Origin of the sequence: Pantoea sp. NSTU24 (assembly GCF_050157905.1) — a bacterium.
GTDB lineage: Bacteria > Pseudomonadota > Gammaproteobacteria > Enterobacterales > Enterobacteriaceae > Pantoea.
The window spans coordinates 3,270,341-3,291,792 of the sequence record NZ_JBKIWZ010000001.1 but is presented as its reverse complement, the minus strand read 5'-3'; the positions used below and the strand labels follow the sequence as shown (position 1 = coordinate 3,291,792).

22 protein-coding genes are annotated in these 21,452 nt (G+C 58.9%); 6 read left to right on the top strand and 16 right to left on the bottom strand.

The genetic code is table 11. From position 1 onward, the window contains the following. Positions 1–118: 118 nt before the first annotated feature. Genes ACLHDD_RS15705 through ACLHDD_RS15680 form a run of 6 tightly spaced genes read right to left on the bottom strand, consistent with a single transcriptional unit; the run spans position 119 to position 5,838 of the window. The gene (locus ACLHDD_RS15705) at positions 119–1,027 is read right to left on the bottom strand and encodes an EamA family transporter (RefSeq protein ID WP_427104817.1); all 909 of its coding nucleotides are present in this window, start codon (positions 1,025–1,027) and stop codon (positions 119–121) included. A gap of 21 nt (positions 1,028–1,048) precedes the next feature. Further along, entirely contained in the window at positions 1,049–1,549 is a 501-nt protein-coding gene (locus tag ACLHDD_RS15700) for a YbaK/EbsC family protein (protein WP_427104816.1), read from the bottom strand. A 29-nt stretch (positions 1,550–1,578) separates the two neighbouring features. After that, on the bottom strand, positions 1,579–2,379 hold the full coding sequence (locus tag ACLHDD_RS15695) for a hypothetical protein (protein ID WP_427104815.1): 801 nt from the start codon (positions 2,377–2,379) through the stop codon (positions 1,579–1,581). 5 nt (positions 2,380–2,384) lie between these two features. Then, positions 2,385–3,092 carry a class II glutamine amidotransferase gene (locus ACLHDD_RS15690; RefSeq protein WP_427104814.1) on the bottom strand — a complete coding sequence of 236 codons (708 nt, stop codon included), beginning with the start codon at positions 3,090–3,092 and terminating at the stop codon, positions 2,385–2,387. Beyond that, complete coding sequence (locus ACLHDD_RS15685) at positions 3,080–4,354, bottom strand: ATP-grasp domain-containing protein (protein WP_427104813.1); 1,275 nt, start codon at positions 4,352–4,354, stop codon at positions 3,080–3,082. Before ACLHDD_RS15685 ends, ACLHDD_RS15690 begins: the two co-directional genes overlap by 13 nt. Positions 4,355–4,371: 17 nt before the next feature. Beyond that, entirely contained in the window at positions 4,372–5,838 is a 1,467-nt protein-coding gene (locus ACLHDD_RS15680) for a hypothetical protein (RefSeq protein ID WP_427104812.1), read from the bottom strand. A 167-nt stretch (positions 5,839–6,005) separates the two neighbouring features. On the opposite strand from ACLHDD_RS15680, the gene ACLHDD_RS15675 reads away from it, so the two are divergent. Continuing rightward, positions 6,006–7,457, top strand: coding sequence for a PLP-dependent aminotransferase family protein (locus ACLHDD_RS15675; protein ID WP_427104811.1), 1,452 nt, complete (start codon positions 6,006–6,008; stop codon positions 7,455–7,457). Here the strand turns inward: ACLHDD_RS15675 and ACLHDD_RS15670 are convergent. The 8 genes from ACLHDD_RS15670 to ACLHDD_RS15635 form a co-directional block, all read right to left on the bottom strand. Next, a complete protein-coding gene (locus ACLHDD_RS15670; RefSeq protein ID WP_427104810.1) occupies positions 7,454–8,704 on the bottom strand; it encodes a valine--pyruvate transaminase in 1,251 nt (416 codons plus the stop codon). The two genes, ACLHDD_RS15675 and ACLHDD_RS15670, sit on opposite strands and share 4 nt — an antisense overlap. An 81-nt stretch (positions 8,705–8,785) precedes the next feature. Continuing rightward, a complete protein-coding gene (gene ghrB, locus ACLHDD_RS15665) occupies positions 8,786–9,760 on the bottom strand; it encodes a glyoxylate/hydroxypyruvate reductase GhrB (protein WP_427104809.1) in 975 nt (324 codons plus the stop codon). Positions 9,761–9,873: 113 nt separating this feature from the next. Beyond that, positions 9,874–11,154: an MFS transporter gene (locus tag ACLHDD_RS15660; RefSeq protein ID WP_427104808.1), complete on the bottom strand. Its 1,281-nt coding sequence runs from the start codon at positions 11,152–11,154 to the stop codon at positions 9,874–9,876. A 32-nt stretch (positions 11,155–11,186) separates the two neighbouring features. Next, on the bottom strand, positions 11,187–12,152 hold the full coding sequence (locus ACLHDD_RS15655; RefSeq protein ID WP_427104807.1) for a sugar kinase: 966 nt from the start codon (positions 12,150–12,152) through the stop codon (positions 11,187–11,189). Between the two features lie 9 nt (positions 12,153–12,161). Next, positions 12,162–12,911 carry a sugar phosphate isomerase/epimerase gene (locus ACLHDD_RS15650; RefSeq protein ID WP_427104806.1) on the bottom strand — a complete coding sequence of 250 codons (750 nt, stop codon included), beginning with the start codon at positions 12,909–12,911 and terminating at the stop codon, positions 12,162–12,164. A 139-nt stretch (positions 12,912–13,050) separates the two neighbouring features. Further along, a complete protein-coding gene (locus ACLHDD_RS15645; RefSeq protein WP_427104805.1) occupies positions 13,051–14,076 on the bottom strand; it encodes a LacI family DNA-binding transcriptional regulator in 1,026 nt (341 codons plus the stop codon). 357 nt (positions 14,077–14,433) lie between these two features. Further along, on the bottom strand, positions 14,434–15,096 hold the full coding sequence (locus tag ACLHDD_RS15640) for an OmpA family lipoprotein (protein WP_427104804.1): 663 nt from the start codon (positions 15,094–15,096) through the stop codon (positions 14,434–14,436). A gap of 110 nt (positions 15,097–15,206) precedes the next feature. Beyond that, complete coding sequence (locus ACLHDD_RS15635) at positions 15,207–15,773, bottom strand: DNA-3-methyladenine glycosylase I (protein WP_427104803.1); 567 nt, start codon at positions 15,771–15,773, stop codon at positions 15,207–15,209. A gap of 156 nt (positions 15,774–15,929) precedes the next feature. Between ACLHDD_RS15635 and ACLHDD_RS15630 the strand changes: the two genes are divergently transcribed. The 4 genes from ACLHDD_RS15630 (at position 15,930) to dnaC (ending at position 18,753) form a co-directional block, all read left to right on the top strand. After that, the gene (locus ACLHDD_RS15630; RefSeq protein ID WP_427104802.1) at positions 15,930–16,613 is read left to right on the top strand and encodes an autotransporter; all 684 of its coding nucleotides are present in this window, start codon (positions 15,930–15,932) and stop codon (positions 16,611–16,613) included. A gap of 75 nt (positions 16,614–16,688) precedes the next feature. Then, on the top strand, positions 16,689–17,369 hold the full coding sequence (locus ACLHDD_RS15625) for a hypothetical protein (RefSeq protein ID WP_128084238.1): 681 nt from the start codon (positions 16,689–16,691) through the stop codon (positions 17,367–17,369). A gap of 107 nt (positions 17,370–17,476) precedes the next feature. Continuing rightward, positions 17,477–18,013, top strand: coding sequence for a primosomal protein DnaT (gene dnaT / locus ACLHDD_RS15620; protein ID WP_313656102.1), 537 nt, complete (start codon positions 17,477–17,479; stop codon positions 18,011–18,013). Then, a complete protein-coding gene (gene dnaC, locus ACLHDD_RS15615) occupies positions 18,013–18,753 on the top strand; it encodes a DNA replication protein DnaC (protein WP_427104801.1) in 741 nt (246 codons plus the stop codon). The genes dnaT and dnaC overlap by 1 nt, the downstream gene beginning before the upstream one ends. Positions 18,754–18,777: 24 nt before the next feature. On the opposite strand, the gene ACLHDD_RS15610 is transcribed toward dnaC, so the two are convergent. Next, on the bottom strand, positions 18,778–18,915 hold the full coding sequence (locus ACLHDD_RS15610) for a hypothetical protein (RefSeq protein ID WP_427104800.1): 138 nt from the start codon (positions 18,913–18,915) through the stop codon (positions 18,778–18,780). 112 nt (positions 18,916–19,027) lie between these two features. Between ACLHDD_RS15610 and ACLHDD_RS15605 the strand changes: the two genes are divergently transcribed. After that, positions 19,028–20,161, top strand: coding sequence for an ROK family protein (locus tag ACLHDD_RS15605; protein WP_427105221.1), 1,134 nt, complete (start codon positions 19,028–19,030; stop codon positions 20,159–20,161). A 36-nt stretch (positions 20,162–20,197) separates the two neighbouring features. Here the strand turns inward: ACLHDD_RS15605 and xylR are convergent, their stop codons facing one another. Further along, positions 20,198–21,376 (bottom strand): D-xylose utilization transcriptional activator XylR, encoded by a 1,179-nt coding sequence (gene xylR, locus ACLHDD_RS15600; RefSeq protein WP_427104799.1) that lies wholly within the window; start codon positions 21,374–21,376, stop codon positions 20,198–20,200. Positions 21,377–21,452: the final 76 nt, after the last annotated feature.

Sequence of the window (21,452 nt, the reverse complement as noted above, 5' to 3'; positions counted from 1 at the left end):
AGAGCTTCAGAAATCACGTTGAAAAACGCCGCGTTAGCGGCGTTTTTTTATATTCCCGGCAGCGCAGGCCCTGTACGTCGTGCGCCAGAAAGCTGACTCAGCGGCGATAGTTAACTGACTACTGCGTTCGCGTCGCCAGACGCTGACCCAGTACACCACCAAAGACATTGACCAGCAGCCCAAGAATAATCACCACTGCCCCCAGCATCTGCTGACCGGAAAGATGCTCATCCAGCACCAGCGCCGCGGTAATAATTCCCACCACCGGCACCAGCAACGACAGCGGCGCAACGCGCCAGGTTTCGTAGCGGCTTAGTAAGTTACCCCAGATGGCATAGCCTACCAGCGTCGCGATAAACGCCAGATAGCAGAGCGCCAGCACGGTCTGCAGGTCGATATGCAGCAGGCTCTCCACGATCGCAGCCTGACCATCAAACAGCAGTGAACAGGCAAAGAAAGGCAGGATCGGCACCAGCGCGCTCCAGACCACCAGCGACATGATCGGCACGCTGCGGTTCCGCATAATGATCTTATTGGTGATATTGCCCAGCCCCCAGGAGAGCGCCGCCGACAGCGTCAGCATCATGGTGGTCAGCGTAATCCCGGCGCTGACCTGCCCGGCCATTCCTGATGTCGCCAGCATAAACATTCCCAGCGTGGCAATGATAATGCCGGTGATGTGATTCCAGCGCAGCTTCTCCGCCAGCAGCAGCGCCCCCAGCAGCAGCGTAAAGAAAGCCTGCGCCTGCAGCACCAGCGAGGCCAGCCCGGCGGGCATGCCGAGCTGAATCGCCAGGAACAGAAAGGCAAACTGACCAAAACTGATGGTCATCCCGTAAACCACCAGCCAGCGCAGCGGGATGGGGGGACGGCGCACAAAGAAAATGGCGGGAAACGCGACCAGGGTGAAACGTAAACCGGCCAGCAGGAAAGGTGGCATGCCCTGCAGCCCCAGCTTAATCACCACAAAATTTACGCCCCACGCGACTACCACGCACAGCGCTAACAACATATCTTTCACTGACATCAGACACTCCTTGTTTCGCCGTCAGGCGGTAATCGCGATCGGGGTGGCGATATCAGCGCAGCACGCGTCCCCCACGATGCGAAAATAGTCATCCACCGCCAGCGCGATCGACCTCTCCAGCTCGCCCGCGTTAAACCACAGCGTGCCGGCCTGCTGCAGGCGCGTGTCGACCCGCAACGCCAGCCGGTCATCAAAACTAAAGGGCGGTACTGCCCCCATCACACAGCCGGTCAGCGCCTGGGCCTCTGCCGGATCGGCAAAAGAGGATTTTTTGCCGCCGATGGCGCGCGCCGCGCTTTTAAAATTGATCCGGCAGTCGCCCGGTACAATCGCCAGCAGCGGACGCGACGGCGCACCGTCAGGCATCGCGACCGCCAGCACCATCGCCTTGGCCGCCTGGCTCAGCGCATTACCGCGTATCTCGCTGATCTGGTCGGTCTGCCCGACCGCCGCATGTTCCACCACCCGGTAGCTGGCCTGATGCTGATCCAGCAGCGCAGTAATTTTTTCAAACGTCGTCATCCCCTTCTCCTCTTCTGGCACAGCCCGGCTTAGCTCCAGGCGATAGCGTGTTTCATCTTTTTGTCGGTCAGCCCGAAAAAGAACCCCATCGTGATGCGGGTGGCCCCTTCGACCCGGTCAATCTCATGATAAAAAGCGGGATTAAACAGATAAATATCGCCACTACGCGGCGAAAACTCACAAATCTCACTGTTTTCGATCACCCCGCGGCGATACCCCAGCTCACCGGCCGTTTTGAACTGCTCATCCTCCGGGGCCCACTTTTTATTGAAGATGCGCAGCGCCCCGCCCGCACTGCACTCCTGCAGGCAGACCACGCAGCTGAGCTGATGCAGGATCTCCGTCACCACCAGTGAGGTGGCGGCAGCATCGCGCACGATATTGTCGTTATGCAGCGGGTTAGCGACGCCATCGGCGTGAAAACGGACGATAGAACCCGCGTAGTCCCCTTTCCCTGGCTCATGGGCGACGCGCAGGCTTTCCAGCCGCAGCGCATGCTCAACCCAGCGATAGATCTGCTCACGCAGCGTCGCCAGCGAGGCGGGCTGTGACGGCTGGATATCGCGCAGCTCGGTAAAGTAGTTATCGGGGGCGGCGGTGTGGCGCGCCAGATAGGGGCCAAGCGTGGTCAGCGCGCCGTTGGGATAGTGAGAAACCCGGATCTTTTCCCGGCACTGCTGCAGGTCAGCCACCACCGCCTCCCGCACCGCAGGGGTCAGATAATTGCGCAGCACCAGCAGCGGCACCCGGGCAGTAACAATGTCATCCAGCCAGGTCGATTCCACAAACATGTTGGGATTAATCACGCGGAACTGATTGAAAATTGCCATCTTTATCACTCCCTAAACGGTATCTCATAGAGTTCATGATTGTTCATTCGTCGCCAGTTACCGGCGCGGCCAGGTATCGCTACGGGTTCAGAGGCGATTAGCGTGCAATCCGCCTGCTGCTGAAAATGCATCGTAAAATAGTCGGGCCAGGGCGTGTCGTGCGGATACCACTGCCACGCCCAGGCTTTATCGCGGGTCACGAAAATGGCATTCCCCGCGCTGCCGCCCGGCTCAACCTGCGCCATCTTTGTGCGCAGATAGTCGCGGGTAAAATCGGCGGGCGTAATCGGGTCCACCAGATAATGCAGATACTCTTCCGAATCGAAGCGCGACGCCGTCAGTCCAAGGTGGCGATAGATCGTCGGCAGAAAACCGTTATGCATCATGTACCACTGATGTCCGCCGCTGTTGCGCCACAGCGGATGAGAAAACGCCAGCCCCTGGTTTTTACTGAGCGTGGCGTGGCGGACATGCACCGCCAGAAACCGGCTGCGCAGGCGATCCACATCAATGCCCGGCAGCGCGTCGGCGAACGGGCCGGTGCCATGCAGCGTGCGGATCTCCCCCGCTTCGAGCCACAGGCAGCCCCAGCCGTTGGGATGCGATTTTATCGGGCCATCATGATCGGCACTTTCGCCGCAGCTCATGGCACGCGCCGCCTCCAGAATCTGCGCGCTGTCGAACCGGCCGTGCGCCATAATCATCCTGCACATACTTTGTCTCTCCCTGCGCTGACGGGCCGGGCGTCAGCGATCTGCTGAAACGTGGTCATAATGGGTTCCCGTGCGGTCGCGGTGAGGCTGAACGTGGCCAGAATGCCCGCATGGCGGGTCAGATCGGCATAGAGCGATGAGCGGGGTGAAACCTGCAATGCCGGTAATCTGAGGGCGGGCAGCAGCGCGCCCTGCTGATGGCGGTCGATCCAGCGTTCAGCCGCCTGAAGCTGCGCCGGTTGCCGTAACCGCAACTGACCGATCGCGCCAGTGGCGGTAAACGCCAGGTCGGCCAGCGCATCGCCCGCCTCCAGCCGGAAAGTCATCTCCGCCCAGTTGATACCTGTCACCGCCTGCACCAGCGCGGCCACCCCCATGCCGGAGAGCCGGAAGCCCATCTCCAGAAAATGCGGCACCCCGCTAACCACGATAAAATCGATGTGAAACGCGCCCTGACGGTAGCCAAAGGTTTCACAACAGAAGCGCATCAGAGTGCTGAATGAGGCAGGCAGGGCAGTAGCCGCCATCGCCACATGTCCTGACTCATAAAAGCTGATGCAGCCCTCCGCATCCCGATGCTGCTCAACCACTTTCTGACAGCAGGTCAGCGCCTGAGGCGTCCCCTGATGTACCACGCCCTGCAGCGAAAACTCCGTACCCGTCAGTGCGCTTTCCACAAGAAAACCACTGAAGCCGCGCCCGCCGTAGTTCATAGTCTGCATCAGCTTCTGCACCACACTGTTCAACTGGCCCGCGTGCTCAATCAGCCAGATTCCCAGCCCGCCCCCTCCATCTACCGGTTTGACGACGCAGGGATAGATGAGCGCCTGCCTGGCATCCAGAATGCTGAGCGGCGAGGCGAAAAAGCGGAATTCCGGCTGCGGGAAGCGCGCCCAGGCTTTTTTCAGCGCCATGCGCTGCGCATATTTATCCAGCGGGATAAAGGCGGCAGGGGCGTCCGGTCCGGCCAGCATCTCGCGCAGCCGTCCGGCGCTGGCGTTGTAGGTTTCAAAGCCCGCCAGCACTACCGTCGGATGTGTCAGCAGACCGGCGTGCAGATAGGCCTGCATGACCTGCCACGGATTTTCCGGGCGGTCGAGGCGGATGATCAGATCAAAGGGCTGCGCCAGGCTGATCGACTGATAATCGACAAAGTCGCCCATCTCCGCCAGCACGGTAAAGTAACCGTCGCGCTTCGCCACCACACACCAGGGATTGAGTCCATCGCGGGTGGCGCCAATTTGCAGGAAAATCTTTTTCATCGCCTTGCCTTACCGGGTTAACGCCCGGAAATAATTTCCGTCACGATGTCGTTCAGCACACCGTTACTGACCTGGATCACCGCCTTGTGAGGATCAAAGCGCAGGACGCGCGACAGCGGATCGTCACTTTTTCCCTCCAGCAGCGAGCTGACTGGCCTGCTCTGCCAGCAGTGCCGCATCTGTGTCAGCGTCATGCCGGAGAGCTGCGTTAACTGCTGTGCCAGTGCCCGATCTTCGCTGCGCTGATCAAGCAGGTCGCGGATTGCCGCTTCATCGAGCAGAATCTGCTGCTGCACCAGCCACTGTCCAAGTTGCATTCCCTGCCCGAGAAAGGGGGAGTAAATCAAGCAGATCAGCTGCTCTTCGCGCAGACCAAATGCCGCCAGCGCAAAGTCTGCCGCGCGCTGCCGCTGCTGCTCGATAGCGGCCTCATCCTGATAGCGCGCCGCCATCTCGTCGATGAGCGCGGGCGGAAAATCTTTCTTCACCATCAGCGCCAGCGCAAAACGGACATATTCACGGATCCCTTCGGCATAGCTGCGCTGCAGCAGCGTCTCTGCCCGCAGACCGCGCAGGTGCGCCATCAGCGTCGGGTTACCGCAGTCGGACTCGGAAAAACTGAACATCAGCGCATCAAACCGGAATCCCATAAATTCGCTGAGCAGCGCCCAGTGCGCGCCCGCCTCATAGGCGGTGTCCTGATAGATATTGAAAAACAGCGGATTGCGCGCCAGCTGATGGGTGATGCGGTGCGCGGGCGTCAGCTGATCGGCGCCATACACGTCACTGAAATAGCGTCCGGCAACGCCGTCCAGCGTCTGCAGAAACCCGCTGAAACCCCGGCTTTTGTCCGCCACCGGGGCATCAAACAGGCGTGAGAGATGGCGCGCCCAGGCTACATAGGCAGCCTGCTCCTGCGGTGAGTCGCCGGTAATAATCAGATCCACGCCGCCGTTGTAGTCCGCCGCCAGGCCAAAGGAGTTCATCATGCTGAGATTGCAGGCGTTGCAGAAGGTCGAACGGGCATCCGCACGAAACCGGTGGCCATTCATCAGCACATCGTTGCGATTCTGCTGTCGCACGCTCTCCGGCATCGGCAGGTCGCGGGCAAAAGGCCGGATCAGCAGGCCATCCACCACCAGACACTCCACCCGTTCATCGTCGTGCATGGCCAGCGCCTGATAAACGCGGTCGATATTCTCCATCACGCTCTGGTTCATCCCCGCATGACGATTGGTGCTGACACGCAGCGAGAAGGTACTGCCCTGCTGCTGCCAGATCAGCCCCTGGATGTAGCGCACCCAAGCCACCATGTAGCTGCTGTCTTTTCCTCCGCCATAGGCGAGCAGCACGCGGTTCTCCTCAGGCTGTTGCGTCCGGGGTAACACCGCCAGCAGGCGGGCCGCACAGCGCTGCGCCGACGCAATCATGGCGGGTGACAGCCAGGCCTCAATCTCCTTCATCATGATGGGCAGATTATTCATTTCTCACATTTCCCTCAGGTAAACGGCACCATGCGGTGGCCTGAGCCCGGCGGCGGGCGGCGTCACCGGACTGGTTAGCGTCATGAATAATTAAGAGATGCAGCCTAAAGTACTTTGAATGTACTCTGTTGAATATGCACAGATCAGCGCGATATGGGGTGGAACAGATGGCCGATGTTGTCGGGGAACAGGAGAGTCAGCGCAGTCGTTACCGCCAGATAGCCGAACAGATTAAACAGGCCATTCATGCCGGTTCGCTGGCGCCCGACAGTCGTCTGCCGTCGGTGCGTACGCTGGCAACGCAGTACAATGTCAGCCTGACCACCGCGCTGAAAACCCTGCGCACGCTGGAAGATGAGCGTTACGCCGTCGCCCGTCCTAAATCGGGCTTCTTCGTGGCCCCGGAGCGACCCCTGGCGCGTCAGCTGCCCGCCGTCAGCGAACAGCCTCACGCTATCGCTCCGCTCGATGAGCAGACCGAACTGCATCTGGCGATGCTCGGCTCAGACTGCCGGGTGCGGCTCGATCTGGCTAACGGCGACAGCGCACTTTATCCGGTCAGGCGTATCGGCCTGCTGATGCGTCAGATGGGCTACAGCAAACCGGCCCTGCTCGGCAATACGGTCAAGGGCACCGGTTATGCCCCGCTGAAAATGGAAATTGCCCGCCGCGCGGTCGATTACGGCTGCAATATCAGCGCCGACGATATTCTGATCACTAATGGCTGCATCGAGGCGATCTCACTGTCGCTGCGGGCGACCACTCAGCCGGGCGATGTCGTAGCGGTAGAGTCTCCCTGCTATTTTGTGCTGCTGCAGATGCTGCATAACCTCAATCTGCGGGTGATCGAAGTAGAAGCCGGACCGGAGGGATACATCAATGTCGCGAAGCTGACCGGGCTGTTTCAGCGCCGGGCGGTGCGGATCTTTCTCACCCTCTGCAACGTCAACAACCCGCTGGGAAAGAGCATTCCCAACGAGCAAAAAGCCTATATTGCCCGTCAGGCCGATGAAAATGATGTGGTGATCATTGAGGATGATATCTTTGGTGATACCGCCTTTGGCGAGCGCCGTCCCTTTCCCATGCGCGCGTTCAGCCCCAACGCGATTCTCTGCAGCGGCTTCTCGAAAACCGTGGCGCCCGGTATCCGTATCGGCTGGGTTCACAGCGTCAACTACATGCGAAAAATCGCCTCGCTGAAATACACCTCAACCATGGGCACCTCGGTGCTGTCGCAGGCGGCGGTGGCGGAGCTGCTGCGCAGCGGCGGCTATGACGCTCACCTGCGCAAGCTGCGGCGCGAACTGGCGCGGCAAATCCATGAGATGCGGCAGTCGGTGCTGCGGGAGTTTCCGGCGGGAACACGGGTATCCGATCCGGAGGGAGGATACGTGCTGTGGGTTGAGATGCCCCGGCAGGCCCTGAACGTTCGTGAGCTGTTTCTGAAAGCGCGCAATGCGGGGATCGGCATTGCGCCGGGACACATTTTCGCCACCGATGCGCGTTACGACCACTGCTTCCGGCTCAATGCCGGTTTCGGCTGGAACCGGGAGGTGGAACAGGCGATTCAGCAGCTGGCACAGTGGTGCCAGCTGTCGTTACGCGAGCCGCAGGATTAGCTGTCGCGCCAGGCGATGTCGACCTCTTCCGCCAGAATCTGCACTGCCCGCTCGATGTTCTCCGCGTCCGGCACATAATTCATCCGCATACACTGATGGGTGTGCGGCCACGCCTGCTCCAGCCCCGGGAAGAAAAAGTGGCCCGGCACCATCAGCACACCACGCGCTTTAAGGCGCTGATAGAGGGTTTCGGTTGTGATCGGCAGATCGCGGAACCAGAGCCAGAGGAAAATCGCCCCTTCCGGCTTGTGGATCAGGCAGCGGTCTTCCGGCAGATAGCGTCGCAGGATCGCAAGGGTCTGCTGTACCTTCTGCTGATAGAACGGCTTAATCACCTCTTCTGAAAAACGTAACAGATCGCCACGACCGATCATCTCGTGAGCGATGGCAGGACCGATACTGCCTGGTGCCAGGCTGATGATGCCGTTCATGTTACTCAGTGCAGAAATGGTCTTTTCGTCAGCGATGATGATGCCGCAGCGCGCGCCCGGCAGGCCGAGTTTCGACAGGCTCATGCAGAGGATAATGTTGGGATTCCACAGCGGACGAACCTCGCTGAAGATAATACCGGGGAACGGCACACCATAGGCGTTGTCGATCAGCAGCGGCACAGCATGCTGCTGTGCCAGCGCATCCAGCTGCATCAGCTCATCGTCGGTGATCACGTTGCCAGTGGGGTTGGTCGGACGCGAGACGCAGATCAGCCCGACCTCGTCGTTCATCGGCAGATGTTCGAAATCGACATGATATTTAAACTGACCTTCCGGCAGCAGCTCAATATTCGGCTTCGCCGAGACAAACAGTCCCTCTTCCAGACCGGCATCTGCATAGCCCAGGTATTCCGGTGCCAGCGGAAACAGTACCCGCTTTTTGCTGCCATCCGCCCGGCGACCGGCAAACAGGTTAAACAGATAGAAGAAGGCGCTCTGGCTGCCGTTGGTCAGCGCGATATTCTGCGCGGTGATCGGCCAGCCAAGCTGCTCGCTCAGCAGTTCTGCCAGCGATGCCAGTAGCGTCGCCTTGCCACGCGGACCATCATAGTTACACAGCGCCTCGCTGAGTTTGCCTTCCTCATGCATCTGCTGCAGCAGCTGCTGAAAGTAGTCGTTCATCGCCGGGATCTGCGCCGGATTCCCGCCGCCCAGCATGATGGTGCCAGGCGTACGCAGGCCCGCGCCCATATCTTCCATCAGACGTGAGATGCCGGAATGTTGGGTAAATTTGTCGCCGAACTGAGAAAAGGACATAGCGGTTAAATATTTGTGATAGCGAATCGGGGGTCCACCATAACGCCCGCCATCGGCGGGCGCAATGGAAAGGCGTGAGGATTACTTCAGTGCCTGCGGGTTAACACAGTTTTTTTCAACGCTTCCGCCGAGCGCGGCAATGAGATTTTCCACCGCATCCTGCATCATGCCGTAGCGGGTTTCGTGCGTAGCAGAACCGATGTGCGGCAGGGTCACTACGTTGGGCAGCGACAGCAGTGGCGAGTCAGCAGAAACCGGCTCCTGTTCAAACACATCCAGTCCGGCGGCATGCAACTTACCCGCCTGCAGCGCGGCAATCAGCGCCTGCTCATCCACCACCGGCCCGCGACCCGCGTTAATCAACACCGCATCCGGCTTCATCAGCGCCAGTTCGTCGGCGCCAATCAGATGGTGCGTTTCGCGGGTCAGCGGCAGGCTGATGCAGACGAAATCACTCTCCTTCAGCAGCGCCTCCAGCTCACAGCGCCGCGCACCAAAGCGCGTCTGCGCCTCTTCATGTTCACGGCGGGCGTTATAGAGAATGTTCATGCCGAAGCCAAAGTGAGCCCGCTGTGCCAGCGCCATGCCGATACGGCCCATGCCGAGAATACCCAGCGTTTTATGATGCACATCGATGCCGAACTGCGACGGCCCGATGCTCTTCTGCCAGTGACCCGCTTTGACCCACGCATCCAGCTCCGGCACGCGGCGCGCCGTACTCAGCACCAGGGCCATCATGGTATCCGCAACGGTTTCGGTCAGAACGGTCGGCGTATGCATCAGCACCACGTTACGCTGGTTCAGCGCCTCAACGTCAAAATTGTCATAGCCGACCGAGACGCTGGAGCAGACGCGCAGATTCGGCATTTTTGCCAGCAGGTCACCGTTCACTTTACCGCCCGATCCCAGCAGCCCTTCAGCCTGCCGGAACGCCTTCGCATGTTGCTGCTGGTTTTCCGGCGACAGATCGCTGATTTCCGTCACGTCACACTGTTCGGCCAGACGGGCATAGAGATCATCAGGCAGTTTTTTATAGAGAATTACAGCGGGTTTCATACGGTTGCTCCCGATCAATAAGTTGCGGGCGGCTTGCAGGCCGCCCGGAGAAACTGAGACTGACGTTTACGCCAGTGTGCAGACTGCACTCACACACGTTAGCGTTTACGCTTTCAGGCCGGTTTTGCGCTCTGCAGCGGCGGCGCTTTATTCTGCGCCGGCTTCACAATCAGCGTCAGCCACACCGCTACCAGCAGAGCCGATCCCATAAAAATGTAGGAGGCCGCCGGGCTGCCGGTCGCACCATTAAGATAGCCGACAATCCATGAACCGATAAATGACCCCAGCGCCCCCATACTGTTGATCAGCGCCATCGCGCCACCCGAGACGTTGCGCGGCAACATCTCAGGAATAATGGCGAAGAACGGACCGTAAGGCGCATACATCGCGGCACCGGCGATCACTAACAGGGTGTAAGAGAACCAGAAATTGTTTGATCCCACCAGATACGAGCCAAGGAACGCCAGCGCACCCACCAGCAGCAGCGGCCAGACGAACAGCTTACGGTTCTGGGTTTTGTCTGACGCCCAGGAAACGACCACCATCGCAATGGTTGCCGCCAGATAAGGCACCGCTGAGAGCCAGCCTGCTTCCACCATGCCCATCTGCGTACCGTTACGCAGAATCGACGGCAGCCACAGTACAAAGCCATACACGCCGATGCTCCAGGCAAAATATTGCATGCAGAGGATAATGACGTTGCGGTTACGGAACGCTTCGCCGTAGTTGCGCACCGCTTTAATATTTTCCTGCTCTTTCTGCAGTTCAGCCTGCAATGCCGCTTTCTCTGCATCGCTCATCCAGCGCGCCTGCGCGGGTTTATCCTGCACCAGGAACCACCAGGCAATCGCCCAGATCACCGCCGGAAAACCTTCGATGATAAACATCTCACGCCAGCCAAAAGATTCAATCAGATAGCCTGACACCACCGACATCCACAGCACCGTGACCGGATTTCCCAGAATCAGGAAGGTATTGGCGCGAGAACGTTCCGATTTGGTAAACCAGTTGCTGATGTAAATCAGCATCGCGGGCATAACCGCGGCTTCCACTACGCCCAGCACAAAACGGATGGCCGCCAGCATCGGAATATTGCTGACAACACCGGTCAGCGAGGCGCAGCCGCCCCACAGAATCAGGCACCCGAAAATCAGTTTTTTAACGCTGCGGCGTTCGGCGTAAATCGCCCCCGGGATCTGGAAGAAGAAGTAGCCCAGGAAGAACAGCGCCCCCAGCAGCGAGGACATCCCTTTGGTAATGCCGAGATCGTCATTAATCCCGGCCGCCGAAGCGAAGCTAAAGTTTGCACGATCAAGATAGGCCAGGCTGTAGGTGATAAACACGATGGGCATGATGAACCACCAGCGTTTTGGCGCGATTGTCTGCTTTTTCATCGGAAACTCCTGTGTCTGTAGAGGGGCGCGGACTACACATCGCCCAGTTGCTGACGCGTCGGCAGACCTTCGCTGTCACCAATAACCTGAATCGCCATCGAACCAATTTTGTTGCCGCGACGAATCGCCTGCGGCAGCGCCTGACCTTCCAGCAGGGCACTGATCACCCCGACGGCAAAGCCATCGCCTGCCCCAACGGTGTCCACCACGTTCTCCACCCTGACCGCCGCCACCTGACCCTGTTCACCCTGGGCCGTTTTGTACCAGGCGCCGTCACAGCCGGTTTTTATCACGACGGCTTTCACGCCCTTATCGAGATAGAAATCCGCGATCGCTTCCGGCTGACGATAGCCGGTCAGGATCAGTCCCTCTTTTTCGCCTGGCAGCACCCAGTCGGCGTACTCTGCCAGCAGATTGAGCTGCTTGCGCATCTCCTCTTCGCTGCGCCACAGCACCGGCCGCAGGTTAGGATCAAAGGAGATGGTTTTGCCACGCGCGCGCATCTCTTTCGCGGTGTACTTCAGCAACTCCAGCGAACTCTCTGACAGCGCCGCCGCGACGCCGCTCAGGTGCAGGTGTCGCGCCGCGCCAAAATAGTCTGCGTCGAAATCCTCCACCGACAGATGGCTGGCGGCGGAGCCTTTACGGAAATACTCCACCAGCGGATCGGAGCCATCATCAACTTTGGATTTGAGCTGAAAACCGGTGGGATAGCGCTTATCCACCGTCACCCGGCCATGATCGATTCCCTCTTTTTCCAGCTGCTGGCAGATAAACCGGCCAAAGGCGTCATCGCCGATGCGGCTGACCCAGCCGACTTTCAGGCCAAGACGGGCCAGGCCGGTTGCGACATTCAGCTCCGCGCCTGCGGCACGTTTCACAAAGGTTTCTGCTGCAGCCAGGTCACCGGTTTCACAGGCGACGAACATCGCCATCGCCTCACCGATCGTGACAACATCAAGCGGGCCGTTGTGATGCATAGTGTGATGCGTCGTCATCTTCACTCCTTACACGTTACGCAGCAGCGACACGTAATGACGTGTCACCGCAGTCAGATCGTCGCCTTCAAGCGGAAACTCGATGCCGCGCGGTGCGGCAGCCGGTAGCTGTTGCAACAGGGCACGCCAGTGATCGTCAGCCTCATCCAGCGCAATTGCCCGGAAGCTTTTCTGATGTGGCACTGCGGCTTTAACATGCACATAGCCCACCTGCGCGGCCAGCAATGCCGCTGCCTGGCTGGCATCCGCGCCGGTCCAGCACCAGTTTCCCATATCGAAGGTCATATTAATGGCCAGCCCGGCCTCTCTGACCGCCGTAAAAAACGCCACCGTCGGGGCCAGCTGGCCCTGTTCGGTCTGGTCGTTTTCTATCGTCAGCTGACACGGCAGCGAGACCAGCAATGCCTGCAGGGTGTCGCGGGGCAGCGCGCCGGTGAAGTCGCCCAGCGCCAGTTTCAGGCGTTGCGCCTTTAACTGGCGTGCTTCTTCAACGTAGTGAGTTATGCGCGGATTGATCACGCCGCCGTCACAAAACAGGGTATCGGGTACCGAATAGCTGGTGTGCAGCTGATGCTCAGCTATTGCGCTGGCCAGCGATGGCAGCGTCGACAGTGCCGCATCATCCAGCAGCTCGCGGCGAATTTCGACGCCGTCCGCGCCCGCCTCCCGGATAATCGGCAGTAGCGCACGCTGGCCGCCGAGCGCGGCGATCTGTGTATGACCATAAGCGGCGGTCACCACAATGATGTCAGGTTTCATGTTCTGCTCCACGGCAGGATTCTGCCCATAACGAATAGAACAATCCTGGATGGAACCGGTTCCAAAGCAAAGGAGCAAACGGCGAAATTATGATCGTGCTCACGAAGCGAGCACGTAAGGGGGGCGTTAAATCTGAATTTCAGACAAGTGGCTGGCTGGAGCCGCGAACAATCAGTTCGCCAGAGAAAACCTGTTCGGCAATTGGTAAATCGCTGCCCTCTATGCGCGCAATCAGCCGTTCCAGCGCACTGAAGCCAATCTGCCAGGTTGGCTGCTTCAGCGTGGTAATGCCGACACCTGCCAGGGCCGCCCACTCCAGTTCGTCAAACCCAAGCAGACCGATATCGTGGCCCCAGTGCAGATTGAGGCGTTGCAGCGAGCGCGCCACCTGCAGCGTCAGTGCGCCGTTGGCGACCATCACCGCACAGCGTTTGCCGGCATGACGCTGCCGGAATGTCAGCAGCACATCGTCCAGCGCGGCGGGCTGATGCAGCCGAACCTCCGCATTTTCATGTACAACCTGCGGATGCGATCCCAGCAGCTGGCGAAAAGCCTGCAGGCGCTCGCGGCGGGTATTGACGCTGCCCAGCGGCTCGCTGAGAAACAGCAGCGCCTCATAGCCATTCGCGACCAGATGCCGCGTGGCTGTTTCGGCAGCTTCGGCGTTATTCAGACCCACCACATCGCAGGGAAAATCGGGGATTTTTCGGTCAATCAGGACCATCGGCAGCAGCGACTGTTGCAGATGGTTCAGCACCTCTTCGCGCATCCCAACCGCGTTAACCACAATACCTTCAACCTGATAGCTGCTCAGCAATTGCAGATAGTGCTGTTCCAGATCCACTTCATTGTTGGTATTACACATCAGCAGGGTAAAGCCCTGCTCGCGGCAGGCGGCTTCAATGCCACTCATCACATCCACGGAATAGGGGTTGGTGATATCAGCAATAATCAGTCCAATCAGTCGGGTACGACCGCGCTTCAGGCCGCGTGCCATCTGGCTCGGGCGATAGCTGAGATCGGCAATAGCCTGTTCAATCCGCGCTTTTAAATCCGCTGACAACAGGTGCAGTTCACCATTGAGGTAGCGTGAAACGCTGGTCTTTCCGGTTCGTGCCGCGTGAGCAACATCGCTGATGGTGGCGCGAGGCGGCCTGATTTTCATGAGATATCCTGCAAAATAAGAAACCAGGCAGAGACTAGCACAAGCCTGGCCCGGCGCAAAAAGTGCTGCACCGGAAATGGCAGGCCGCAACATTCTTCTTTTCGGCACTATGCAGTCCATCAGCCGGATAACCTTTTCCGGCCCCTGTTCAGCCGGACAGAAGAACACAAGAGCAGCAGGTCGTGCGCCGGGCGACGGTTTCCGAAGATAGAAAGTGGCGAAAAGCAGGAAACCGGGGGACGTCGTTCAGAGCCGATCAGACTCCTGTTTCAGCTGGTCCTGCTGAACAGAAAGGCGACGACGTCTGACGGCAGGTTCAGCAGAACAGCGAGCGCCCCCGGGCGGGGGCGACCGCAATCAGCTCAGCGGGCTGAGGGTGATCTCAACGCGACGGTTTTGCGCTTTACCGGCTTCGGTGCTGTTGGTGGCAACCGGGTTGTCCGGGCCTGCGCCCTGAGTGCGCAGGCGATCGCTGGCCACGCCCTGCGTGATCAGTGCACTGGCCACGCTTTCAGCACGCTGCTGCGACAGGCGCATGTTCAGTGCCCGGCTGCCCGTGCTGTCGGTATAACCCACAACATTCACCGCAGTTTTTGGATACTCTTTCAGCACTAATGCCACGCCGGTCAGCGTGTTTGCGCCGGCCGGTTTCAGGTTGCTGCTGCTGGAGTCGAACGTCACATTATTTGGCATATTCAGGACGATGTTATCGCCGTTACGGGTCACGCTGACGCCGGTACCACGCATTTTGTCGCGCAGTTTGGCTTCCTGCACATCCATGTAGTAACCGATGCCACCGCCCAGCGCGGCGCCACCTGCGGCACCAATCAGCGCTCCTTTTTTACGATCTTTCTTCGAGGAGGAGAGTACACCGACACCCGCCCCCACTAACGCGCCCAGACCTGCGCCCATGCCTGACTTACCCGCCTGAGATTCGCCAGTATAAGGATTGGTAGTACAGCCAGGCAGGGCCAGACTGCCGCTTAATAACAAGGTGATGGCAATTAATTTCTTCTGCATTTTTGTTCCCTTACATTCGAGACACACAGGAAAACCTTTCCCATAAGTGGCACGATTATGCCGCCTGTCGCCAGGCAATGTAGTGCGGAAAATTCCTGATTTATCCGGAATCAGCCCTTCTGGTTGTCAGGATGGCAGAAACAGTTGCTTTGATGGTCGTTTACCAGCCCGCAGGCCTGCATAAAGGCGTAGCAAATTGTCGGGCCGATGAATTTGAAACCGCGCTGCTTCAGTGCCTTTGAGAGCGCAATAGCCTGCTCTGACATCGTGGGCGCCAGCTGGTAGTCCGGATGATGATGAACGATTTGCACGTTATCGACAAATTGCCATACGAAGTGGCTGAAATCTTCACCTTTCGCTTCCATCTCAAGAAACGCCCTGGCATTGGCAATAATGGCCGCAATTTTACCCGGATGACGGATAATGCCGCTGTTTTGCATCAGCGTATCGATTGCAGCCGCATCCATCTGCGCGATGGCCTGCGGATCGAACTGATGAAACGCCCTCCGGTAGTTTTCGCGCTTTTTCAGCACCGTGATCCAGGATAATCCTGCCTGCTGACCTTCCAGACAGAGCATTTCAAACAGTGCACGTTTGTCTCTCTGCGCCACGCCCCACTCCCTGTCGTGATAAGCCAGATAGAGGGGATCCTGCGTTACCCAACCACATCGTTGCATCGCTTTGTTCCTTTATGACGAGAATATTTTAGCGGTCCGCTTGATCTTAAAATTAATCGGTTGATAGTTAAACGAACACCGGGTAAATAACAGAGATGGCTCGGATTTTAATCAGAACGTTGGACAATCACTTCAGCTCTGCCTGGAGAATAGAGGGTGCCAGTAAACGGTGGAAAAGGTCTGCGGACCTGCTGTGCTGTAGGGCTATTAATCTTATCGCAACCGACGTTTGCCCGCGGCGGCTCTTCTGCGCCCCGACATACCGATCTGCTGCCCGACTACGACACCATACTGGCTGAGAAAATCGCCCTGACGCCTCCTGCTTTCAGCGATGACAGCCGCGCCCTGTTTGAGGCTGCAATCAACTCCCCCACCGCGTCGCCGATCATGCTGCACAGTGAAACCGGCAGCGCAGGCAGCACGCCGCTGGGAAAACGCTATCGGGCTGGCATTGACCTGCCTCTTTCCGCCTCTGTCACCACCGGGCCGGTGGCGCAGTATGCGGTTGATCCGCAGCAGGCGACCTGTCTGCAGTGCGACTACAGTGACCCGCAGAGCCGCGAGCAGAGCGCCAGCGTCGGCTGGCGCATCGATTCCCGGCAGGGATGGATAGCGCCCTGGGCGCAGCTGAGTTATCACTATTTCCTTGCGGATGCATCGCAGAGCGGTGCACGTGATGCCGCCACCGGCTCCGATCAGGCCAATGGTCTTGATCTGAGCATCGGTGCGCAGCTGCCTTTGAATGATAATCTGGCGGCTTTTGCCGCCTTTTCACAGAGCGAAGCGCTGAATAATGAAGAGCAGCAACTTTACAGCGTTGGCTTCAGTGCCAGCTTCTGACCGGGGCATAAAAAGAGAAAGGCGACCGGTCGTTTAAAATATAATGAGGCCGCTAATCATTATACCGGTAACATTATGCGCAACGATTTGACAATTATTGGCCGCGAAATCGTGGTCTTCCTGCTGGCCGCTCTGGTTCTTGCCCTGACAATCGTACCTGTCTACGTTGATGTCGCCTGGATGAACGACGCCCTGCACGAAACCTCTTTTACGGAAACCACCCAGGAACTGATGCTGGCGATCATCGCCGCGCTGTTTTTCATTGCGGCCCGTCGCCGCGCCGGTCAGCGTGGCGCGCTGACCTTAGTCGCGGGTTTCTACAGCTGCATGCTGATCCGCGAGCTTGATTTCGCGTTTGATGCGATTCAGCACGGCAGCTGGGTCTGGTTTGCGCTGGCCGTGACGGCAGGCTCACTGGCCGTGGCGCTGCGCACACCGAAACAGACCGTAAAGGGGCTGGCGGCGCTGGTGCAGCATCGCAGCTGGCCGGTGATGGCCTCCGGCTTTTTGGTAGTCCTGGTCTTCTCACGGCTGTTTGGAATTCATGCGCTGTGGCAGCACCTGATGCTGGGCGATTATAACCGCGTGGTAAAAAACATGGCCGAAGAGGGCACCGAACTGCTGGGATACAGCCTCTGCTGGCTCGCTTCGGTTCGCTATTTATGGCAAACCCGTCCGGCCGCCGCCGCCATCCGCCTGCGGGCCGCGGAATCCGCACCGGCCCGCCATGCCGCCTCTCCGGCCGCCTCACACTGATCGCGGCCCTTTTTAAGCGATCCCCCGCGTTAAAAAAGGTACAATAACCCCTTCTGCGCCGGCGACCGTTTCCCGGCGCAAGGTGTTTGTTAACCTCAGGTCTTTTCATGTCAGCTAAAATCTTAACTTCAACGCTCATTGGCCTGGATGCCTTCCGACAGGATCCGCTGACTGCCCTGCAGCAGGCGGAAAAGGGCACGCTGGCGGTGTTAGATAACTACGCGCCGGTGATGTATGCCATCACCCCGGCGCGTCTGGCCGAGCTGCTGGCGCTGGAAGCCGCCGCCCGGCAGCCGAACGATGTGGCGCTGGATGACAGCCTGTATGACGATACGCCCGCCCCGATTCACACACCGGCCGGGAAGTTCGCCATGTATCCGGGCTGGCAGCCGGATGCCGACTTTACGCGCCAGGCCGCGATCTGGGGCGTGGCGCTGAGTGAACCGGTGACGCCCGGCGAGCTGGCGGCCTTTGTCGCCTATTGGCAGGCAGAAGGCCGGATGTTCCACCATGTGCAGTGGCAGCAGAAGCTGGCGCGCAGCATCCAGATGAATCGCGTCGCCAGCGGCGGGCAGCCGAAGCGTGATATCACGCAGTTGCCCGATCCTGACCGTACTATTCCCGATGGTTTCCGAGGTGAATAATGAAAACGCCCGACGATCTCTTTAACCGTCTGAAAAAAATGATGCCCGCCGGTACCCGGCCAAAATTCGCCAATGGTGAAGAGCTGCTGGCGTGGAACCAGGAGCAGGGTCGCCTGCGTTCAGAGGCGATTGTGCGTGAGAACCGCGCCATGAAAATGCAGCGCGTGATGGGCCGTTCCGGCATTCGCGAACTGCATATCAACTGCTCGTTTGACAATTACCGGGTCGAAAACGAAGGGCAGCGTAAAGCGCTGGAGCTGGCGCGTCAGTACGCCGCTGAATTCGAGGGCAGCATCGCCAGCTTCGTCTTCTCGGGCCGTCCTGGCACCGGTAAAAACCATCTGGCCGCCGCGATCGGCAATGACCTGATCCTGCGGGGTAAAAGCGTCCTGATCGTGACGGTCGCCGACCTGATGTCGAGCATGAAAGGCACCTTCAGCGGCAGCAGCGGCATCACTGAAGAGCGGCTGATTCAGGACCTCAGCAGTGTTGACCTGCTGGTGATCGATGAAATCGGTATGCAGAGCGAATCGCGCTACGAGAAGGTGATTATCAACCAGATCGTTGACCGCCGCTCCTCGTCGAAACGCCCGACCGGCATGCTCTCCAACCTTGATCATGCGGGTATGAATGCCCTGCTGGGTGAACGCGTGATGGACCGTATGCGTCTGGGCAATAGCCTGTGGGTCCGCTTTGACTGGGAAAGCTATCGCAGCCGGGTGCGCGGCGACGAATATTAATCCCAGCCGGCGTTATGGCAGGTTTCAGCCGGGGCGCAGCGCGTTGCGCGCTATTGCCTGCCGATAACGCTTCGCTTTGCCGGATAACGCGGCTTTATCGCGGTGACCGGGAGCCGCATCTGCCGGATGCCCCAGACTGACCGGCGATCCGATCGCGGTCACGCTCCCGACAAGGCGCACGCGTGTTGTGTGAAACAGCCCGCAAAAGTGTAGGGTGAAGAACGCGCAGGGGCTGATAAACTCAATGTTTACTCCTCTGTTGGGTGAATCCGTGATGAAAACGAACGGCAAAGGCCCTGCACTGCTGCGACTGAATAATCAGAAACGCGTAATGGCCCGGTTGCGTAAACAGCGAGTCACGTCGCGTCAGGAGCTGGCGGAGGCGCTGGCGCTCAGTAAGAATACCGTTTCGTTAATCATTGATGATCTGCTGGAGCAGGCGCTGATAGAGGAGCTGGGGCCGGTCAGCGTGGCGGCTGCCGGACGGCCCAAGATCGGTATCAGGCTGCGGCCGGAAAAGTTGCAGAGCGCAGGTGTGATGGTGGAACGCAACGTCATCCACTGGCGGGTGTGCGACTACTTTTCTCAGGTGCTGGCTGAACAGACGCTGCGAACCGATACCAGCAATCCGACCCGACTGCTGGCCGAGCTGGCCACGCTCTGCCGCCAGCTCACCGAACGTTATCCCCACCTGCTTGGCATTGGCCTGGGCTTTCCCGGCATCGTCGATCCCCGACGCGGCTGGATGCATATCTCTTTGCCGCTGGAATGGCAGGATGTTGACCTGCTGACCTCGCTGCGCCGGCAGATCCAGCTGCCGATTCGCATTATGAATAATGTTAAAGCGGCAGCGCTGCTGGCGGTGGAACAGTGTGGATTACCGACAGAGAGCGGCCACTTTTATCTGCGCATTTCTGAGGGAATTGGCGGTGCACTGATCCAGCACGGCGACGTGTTTACCGGGCATAGCTGGACGGCGGGAGAGGCAGGACATCTGATCGTCCAGCCTGGCGGGCCGCGTTGCAGCTGCGGCCGCCGCGGCTGTCTTGAAGCGCTGATCAGCAAGCCTGCCGTCAACCAGCAGCTGGCGCAGCGCCAGCCTGGCCTGAGCTGGCAGAGCCGCGACAGTGCGGTTCGCGTGGTGGATGAGGTGATGACGCAGGCTGGCGGTTTTCTCGGTGCCGCGCTGAGTCAGATCATGCTGCTGCTCAACCCGGCGACCATCATCATCGATTGCCCGTGGAACGTCAGTGAGACGTTCTGCAAGGCGGTGCACAAAACGGCCCAGAGCAACACGCTGGCTTTTACTGCGGCACACACGCAGCTGCACTTTCCTGAGAGCCGCATTGATCCGGCCAACGGCCTGGCGCTGGCAGTGATTGAGGCGAGTGAGCAGCGGCTGCTCTAGTGGCGCAGACCGCACGGATTTATCCGGCTTCGCCTTCTACAGCACATTCTCCCCGTAATGCTGGCGATACTCTTTCGGCGTGGTGTCGTAGCTTTTGCGGAACACCGAGTAGAAGTACTGCAGCGAAGGATAGCCGCACATCTGCGAGATCTCATTGATATTGAGCGAGGAAGAAGCCAGCAGTTCGCGCGCTTTTTCCAGTTTTTCGCGGTGGATCATCGCATGAATGGTGTCGCCGGTTTCATCCCGGAAACGTTTCTCCAGATTGGAACGCGACAGTCCGACGGCATCCAGCACCTGCTCCACCTTGATCCCCTTGCAGGCGTTGAAGCGGATATAGTGCATTGCCTGAATCACCGCCGGATCGCGTAGCGAGCGAAAGTCAGTTGAGCGCCGGGCGATGACCTTCACCGGCGGCACCAGAATACGCTGAAGTGGCAGAGACTGCTTATCCAGCAGCCGGTGCAGCAGTTTGGCCGCCTGATAGCCCATCTGCCGCGAGCCCTGGGCTACCGAAGAGAGCGCCACCCGCGACAGATAGCGGGTCAGCTCCTCATTATCAATCCCGATCACCGTAAGCTTCTCCGGCACCGGAATCTTCAGGTGCTCACAGGCCTGGAGCAGGTGGCGTGCCCGCGCATCCGTGACGGCGATGATGCCGGTCTGCGGGGGCAGCGTCTGCAGCCAGTCCGCCAGCCGGTTCTGGGCGTGCTGCCAGTTATCCGGCGCGGTTTCCATTCCCTGATAAACCACACCCTGATAACGCTCACGTCCCACCAGCTGGCGGAACGCCTGTTCCCGCTCCTGCGCCCATCGCTTGCCGCTGGAGATCGGCAAGCCGTAGAAGGCGAAGCGGTTAATGCCCTTCTCTTTCAGATGCAGAAAGGCTTTCTCAACCAGCGCGGCGTTATCCGTGGCGATGTAGTGCACCGGCGGATAATCTTCCTGCCGATGGTAAGATCCGCCGACGCCAACAATGGGAACGGAGACGCTGGACAGCAGGGTTTCGATAGAGCGGTCGTCATAATCGGCAATCACCCCGTCGCCCAGCCATTCCCGGATATTGTCGATACGGCAGCGAAAATCTTCTTCGATGAAGATATCCCAGTCAGTCTGGGACGCCTGCAGATACTCTCCGACGCCCTCGACAACCTGACGGTCATACACCTTGTTGGCATTAAATAGCAGCGTAATGCGGTAACGTTTATCATGCATGGTGGCGCGTTCCCTTAAATCCTCAGCGCATTGCATAACACGCCTGAAAGGGGCAAAAAAATTGTTTGCGCCACAA

Excerpts from the sequence above, each read along its gene's own strand:
- ACLHDD_RS15705 (WP_427104817.1), bottom strand. The coding sequence starts at position 1,027 with ATGTCAGTGAAAGATATGTTGTTAGCGCTGTGCGTGGTAGTCGCGTGG.
- ACLHDD_RS15700 (WP_427104816.1), bottom strand. The coding sequence starts at position 1,549 with ATGACGACGTTTGAAAAAATTACTGCGCTGCTGGATCAGCATCAGGCC.
- ACLHDD_RS15695 (WP_427104815.1), bottom strand. The coding sequence starts at position 2,379 with ATGGCAATTTTCAATCAGTTCCGCGTGATTAATCCCAACATGTTTGTG.
- ACLHDD_RS15690 (WP_427104814.1), bottom strand. The coding sequence starts at position 3,092 with ATGTGCAGGATGATTATGGCGCACGGCCGGTTCGACAGCGCGCAGATT.
- ACLHDD_RS15685 (WP_427104813.1), bottom strand. The coding sequence starts at position 4,354 with ATGAAAAAGATTTTCCTGCAAATTGGCGCCACCCGCGATGGACTCAAT.
- ACLHDD_RS15680 (WP_427104812.1), bottom strand. The coding sequence starts at position 5,838 with ATGAATAATCTGCCCATCATGATGAAGGAGATTGAGGCCTGGCTGTCA.
- ACLHDD_RS15675 (WP_427104811.1), top strand. The coding sequence starts at position 6,006 with ATGGCCGATGTTGTCGGGGAACAGGAGAGTCAGCGCAGTCGTTACCGC.
- ACLHDD_RS15670 (WP_427104810.1), bottom strand. The coding sequence starts at position 8,704 with ATGTCCTTTTCTCAGTTCGGCGACAAATTTACCCAACATTCCGGCATC.
- ghrB (WP_427104809.1), bottom strand. The coding sequence starts at position 9,760 with ATGAAACCCGCTGTAATTCTCTATAAAAAACTGCCTGATGATCTCTAT.
- ACLHDD_RS15660 (WP_427104808.1), bottom strand. The coding sequence starts at position 11,154 with ATGAAAAAGCAGACAATCGCGCCAAAACGCTGGTGGTTCATCATGCCC.
- ACLHDD_RS15655 (WP_427104807.1), bottom strand. The coding sequence starts at position 12,152 with ATGACGACGCATCACACTATGCATCACAACGGCCCGCTTGATGTTGTC.
- ACLHDD_RS15650 (WP_427104806.1), bottom strand. The coding sequence starts at position 12,911 with ATGAAACCTGACATCATTGTGGTGACCGCCGCTTATGGTCATACACAG.
- ACLHDD_RS15645 (WP_427104805.1), bottom strand. The coding sequence starts at position 14,076 with ATGAAAATCAGGCCGCCTCGCGCCACCATCAGCGATGTTGCTCACGCG.
- ACLHDD_RS15640 (WP_427104804.1), bottom strand. The coding sequence starts at position 15,096 with ATGCAGAAGAAATTAATTGCCATCACCTTGTTATTAAGCGGCAGTCTG.
- ACLHDD_RS15635 (WP_427104803.1), bottom strand. The coding sequence starts at position 15,773 with ATGCAACGATGTGGTTGGGTAACGCAGGATCCCCTCTATCTGGCTTAT.
- ACLHDD_RS15625 (WP_128084238.1), top strand. The coding sequence starts at position 16,689 with ATGCGCAACGATTTGACAATTATTGGCCGCGAAATCGTGGTCTTCCTG.
- dnaT (WP_313656102.1), top strand. The coding sequence starts at position 17,477 with ATGTCAGCTAAAATCTTAACTTCAACGCTCATTGGCCTGGATGCCTTC.
- dnaC (WP_427104801.1), top strand. The coding sequence starts at position 18,013 with ATGAAAACGCCCGACGATCTCTTTAACCGTCTGAAAAAAATGATGCCC.
- ACLHDD_RS15605 (WP_427105221.1), top strand. The coding sequence starts at position 19,028 with ATGAAAACGAACGGCAAAGGCCCTGCACTGCTGCGACTGAATAATCAG.
- xylR (WP_427104799.1), bottom strand. The coding sequence starts at position 21,376 with ATGCATGATAAACGTTACCGCATTACGCTGCTATTTAATGCCAACAAG.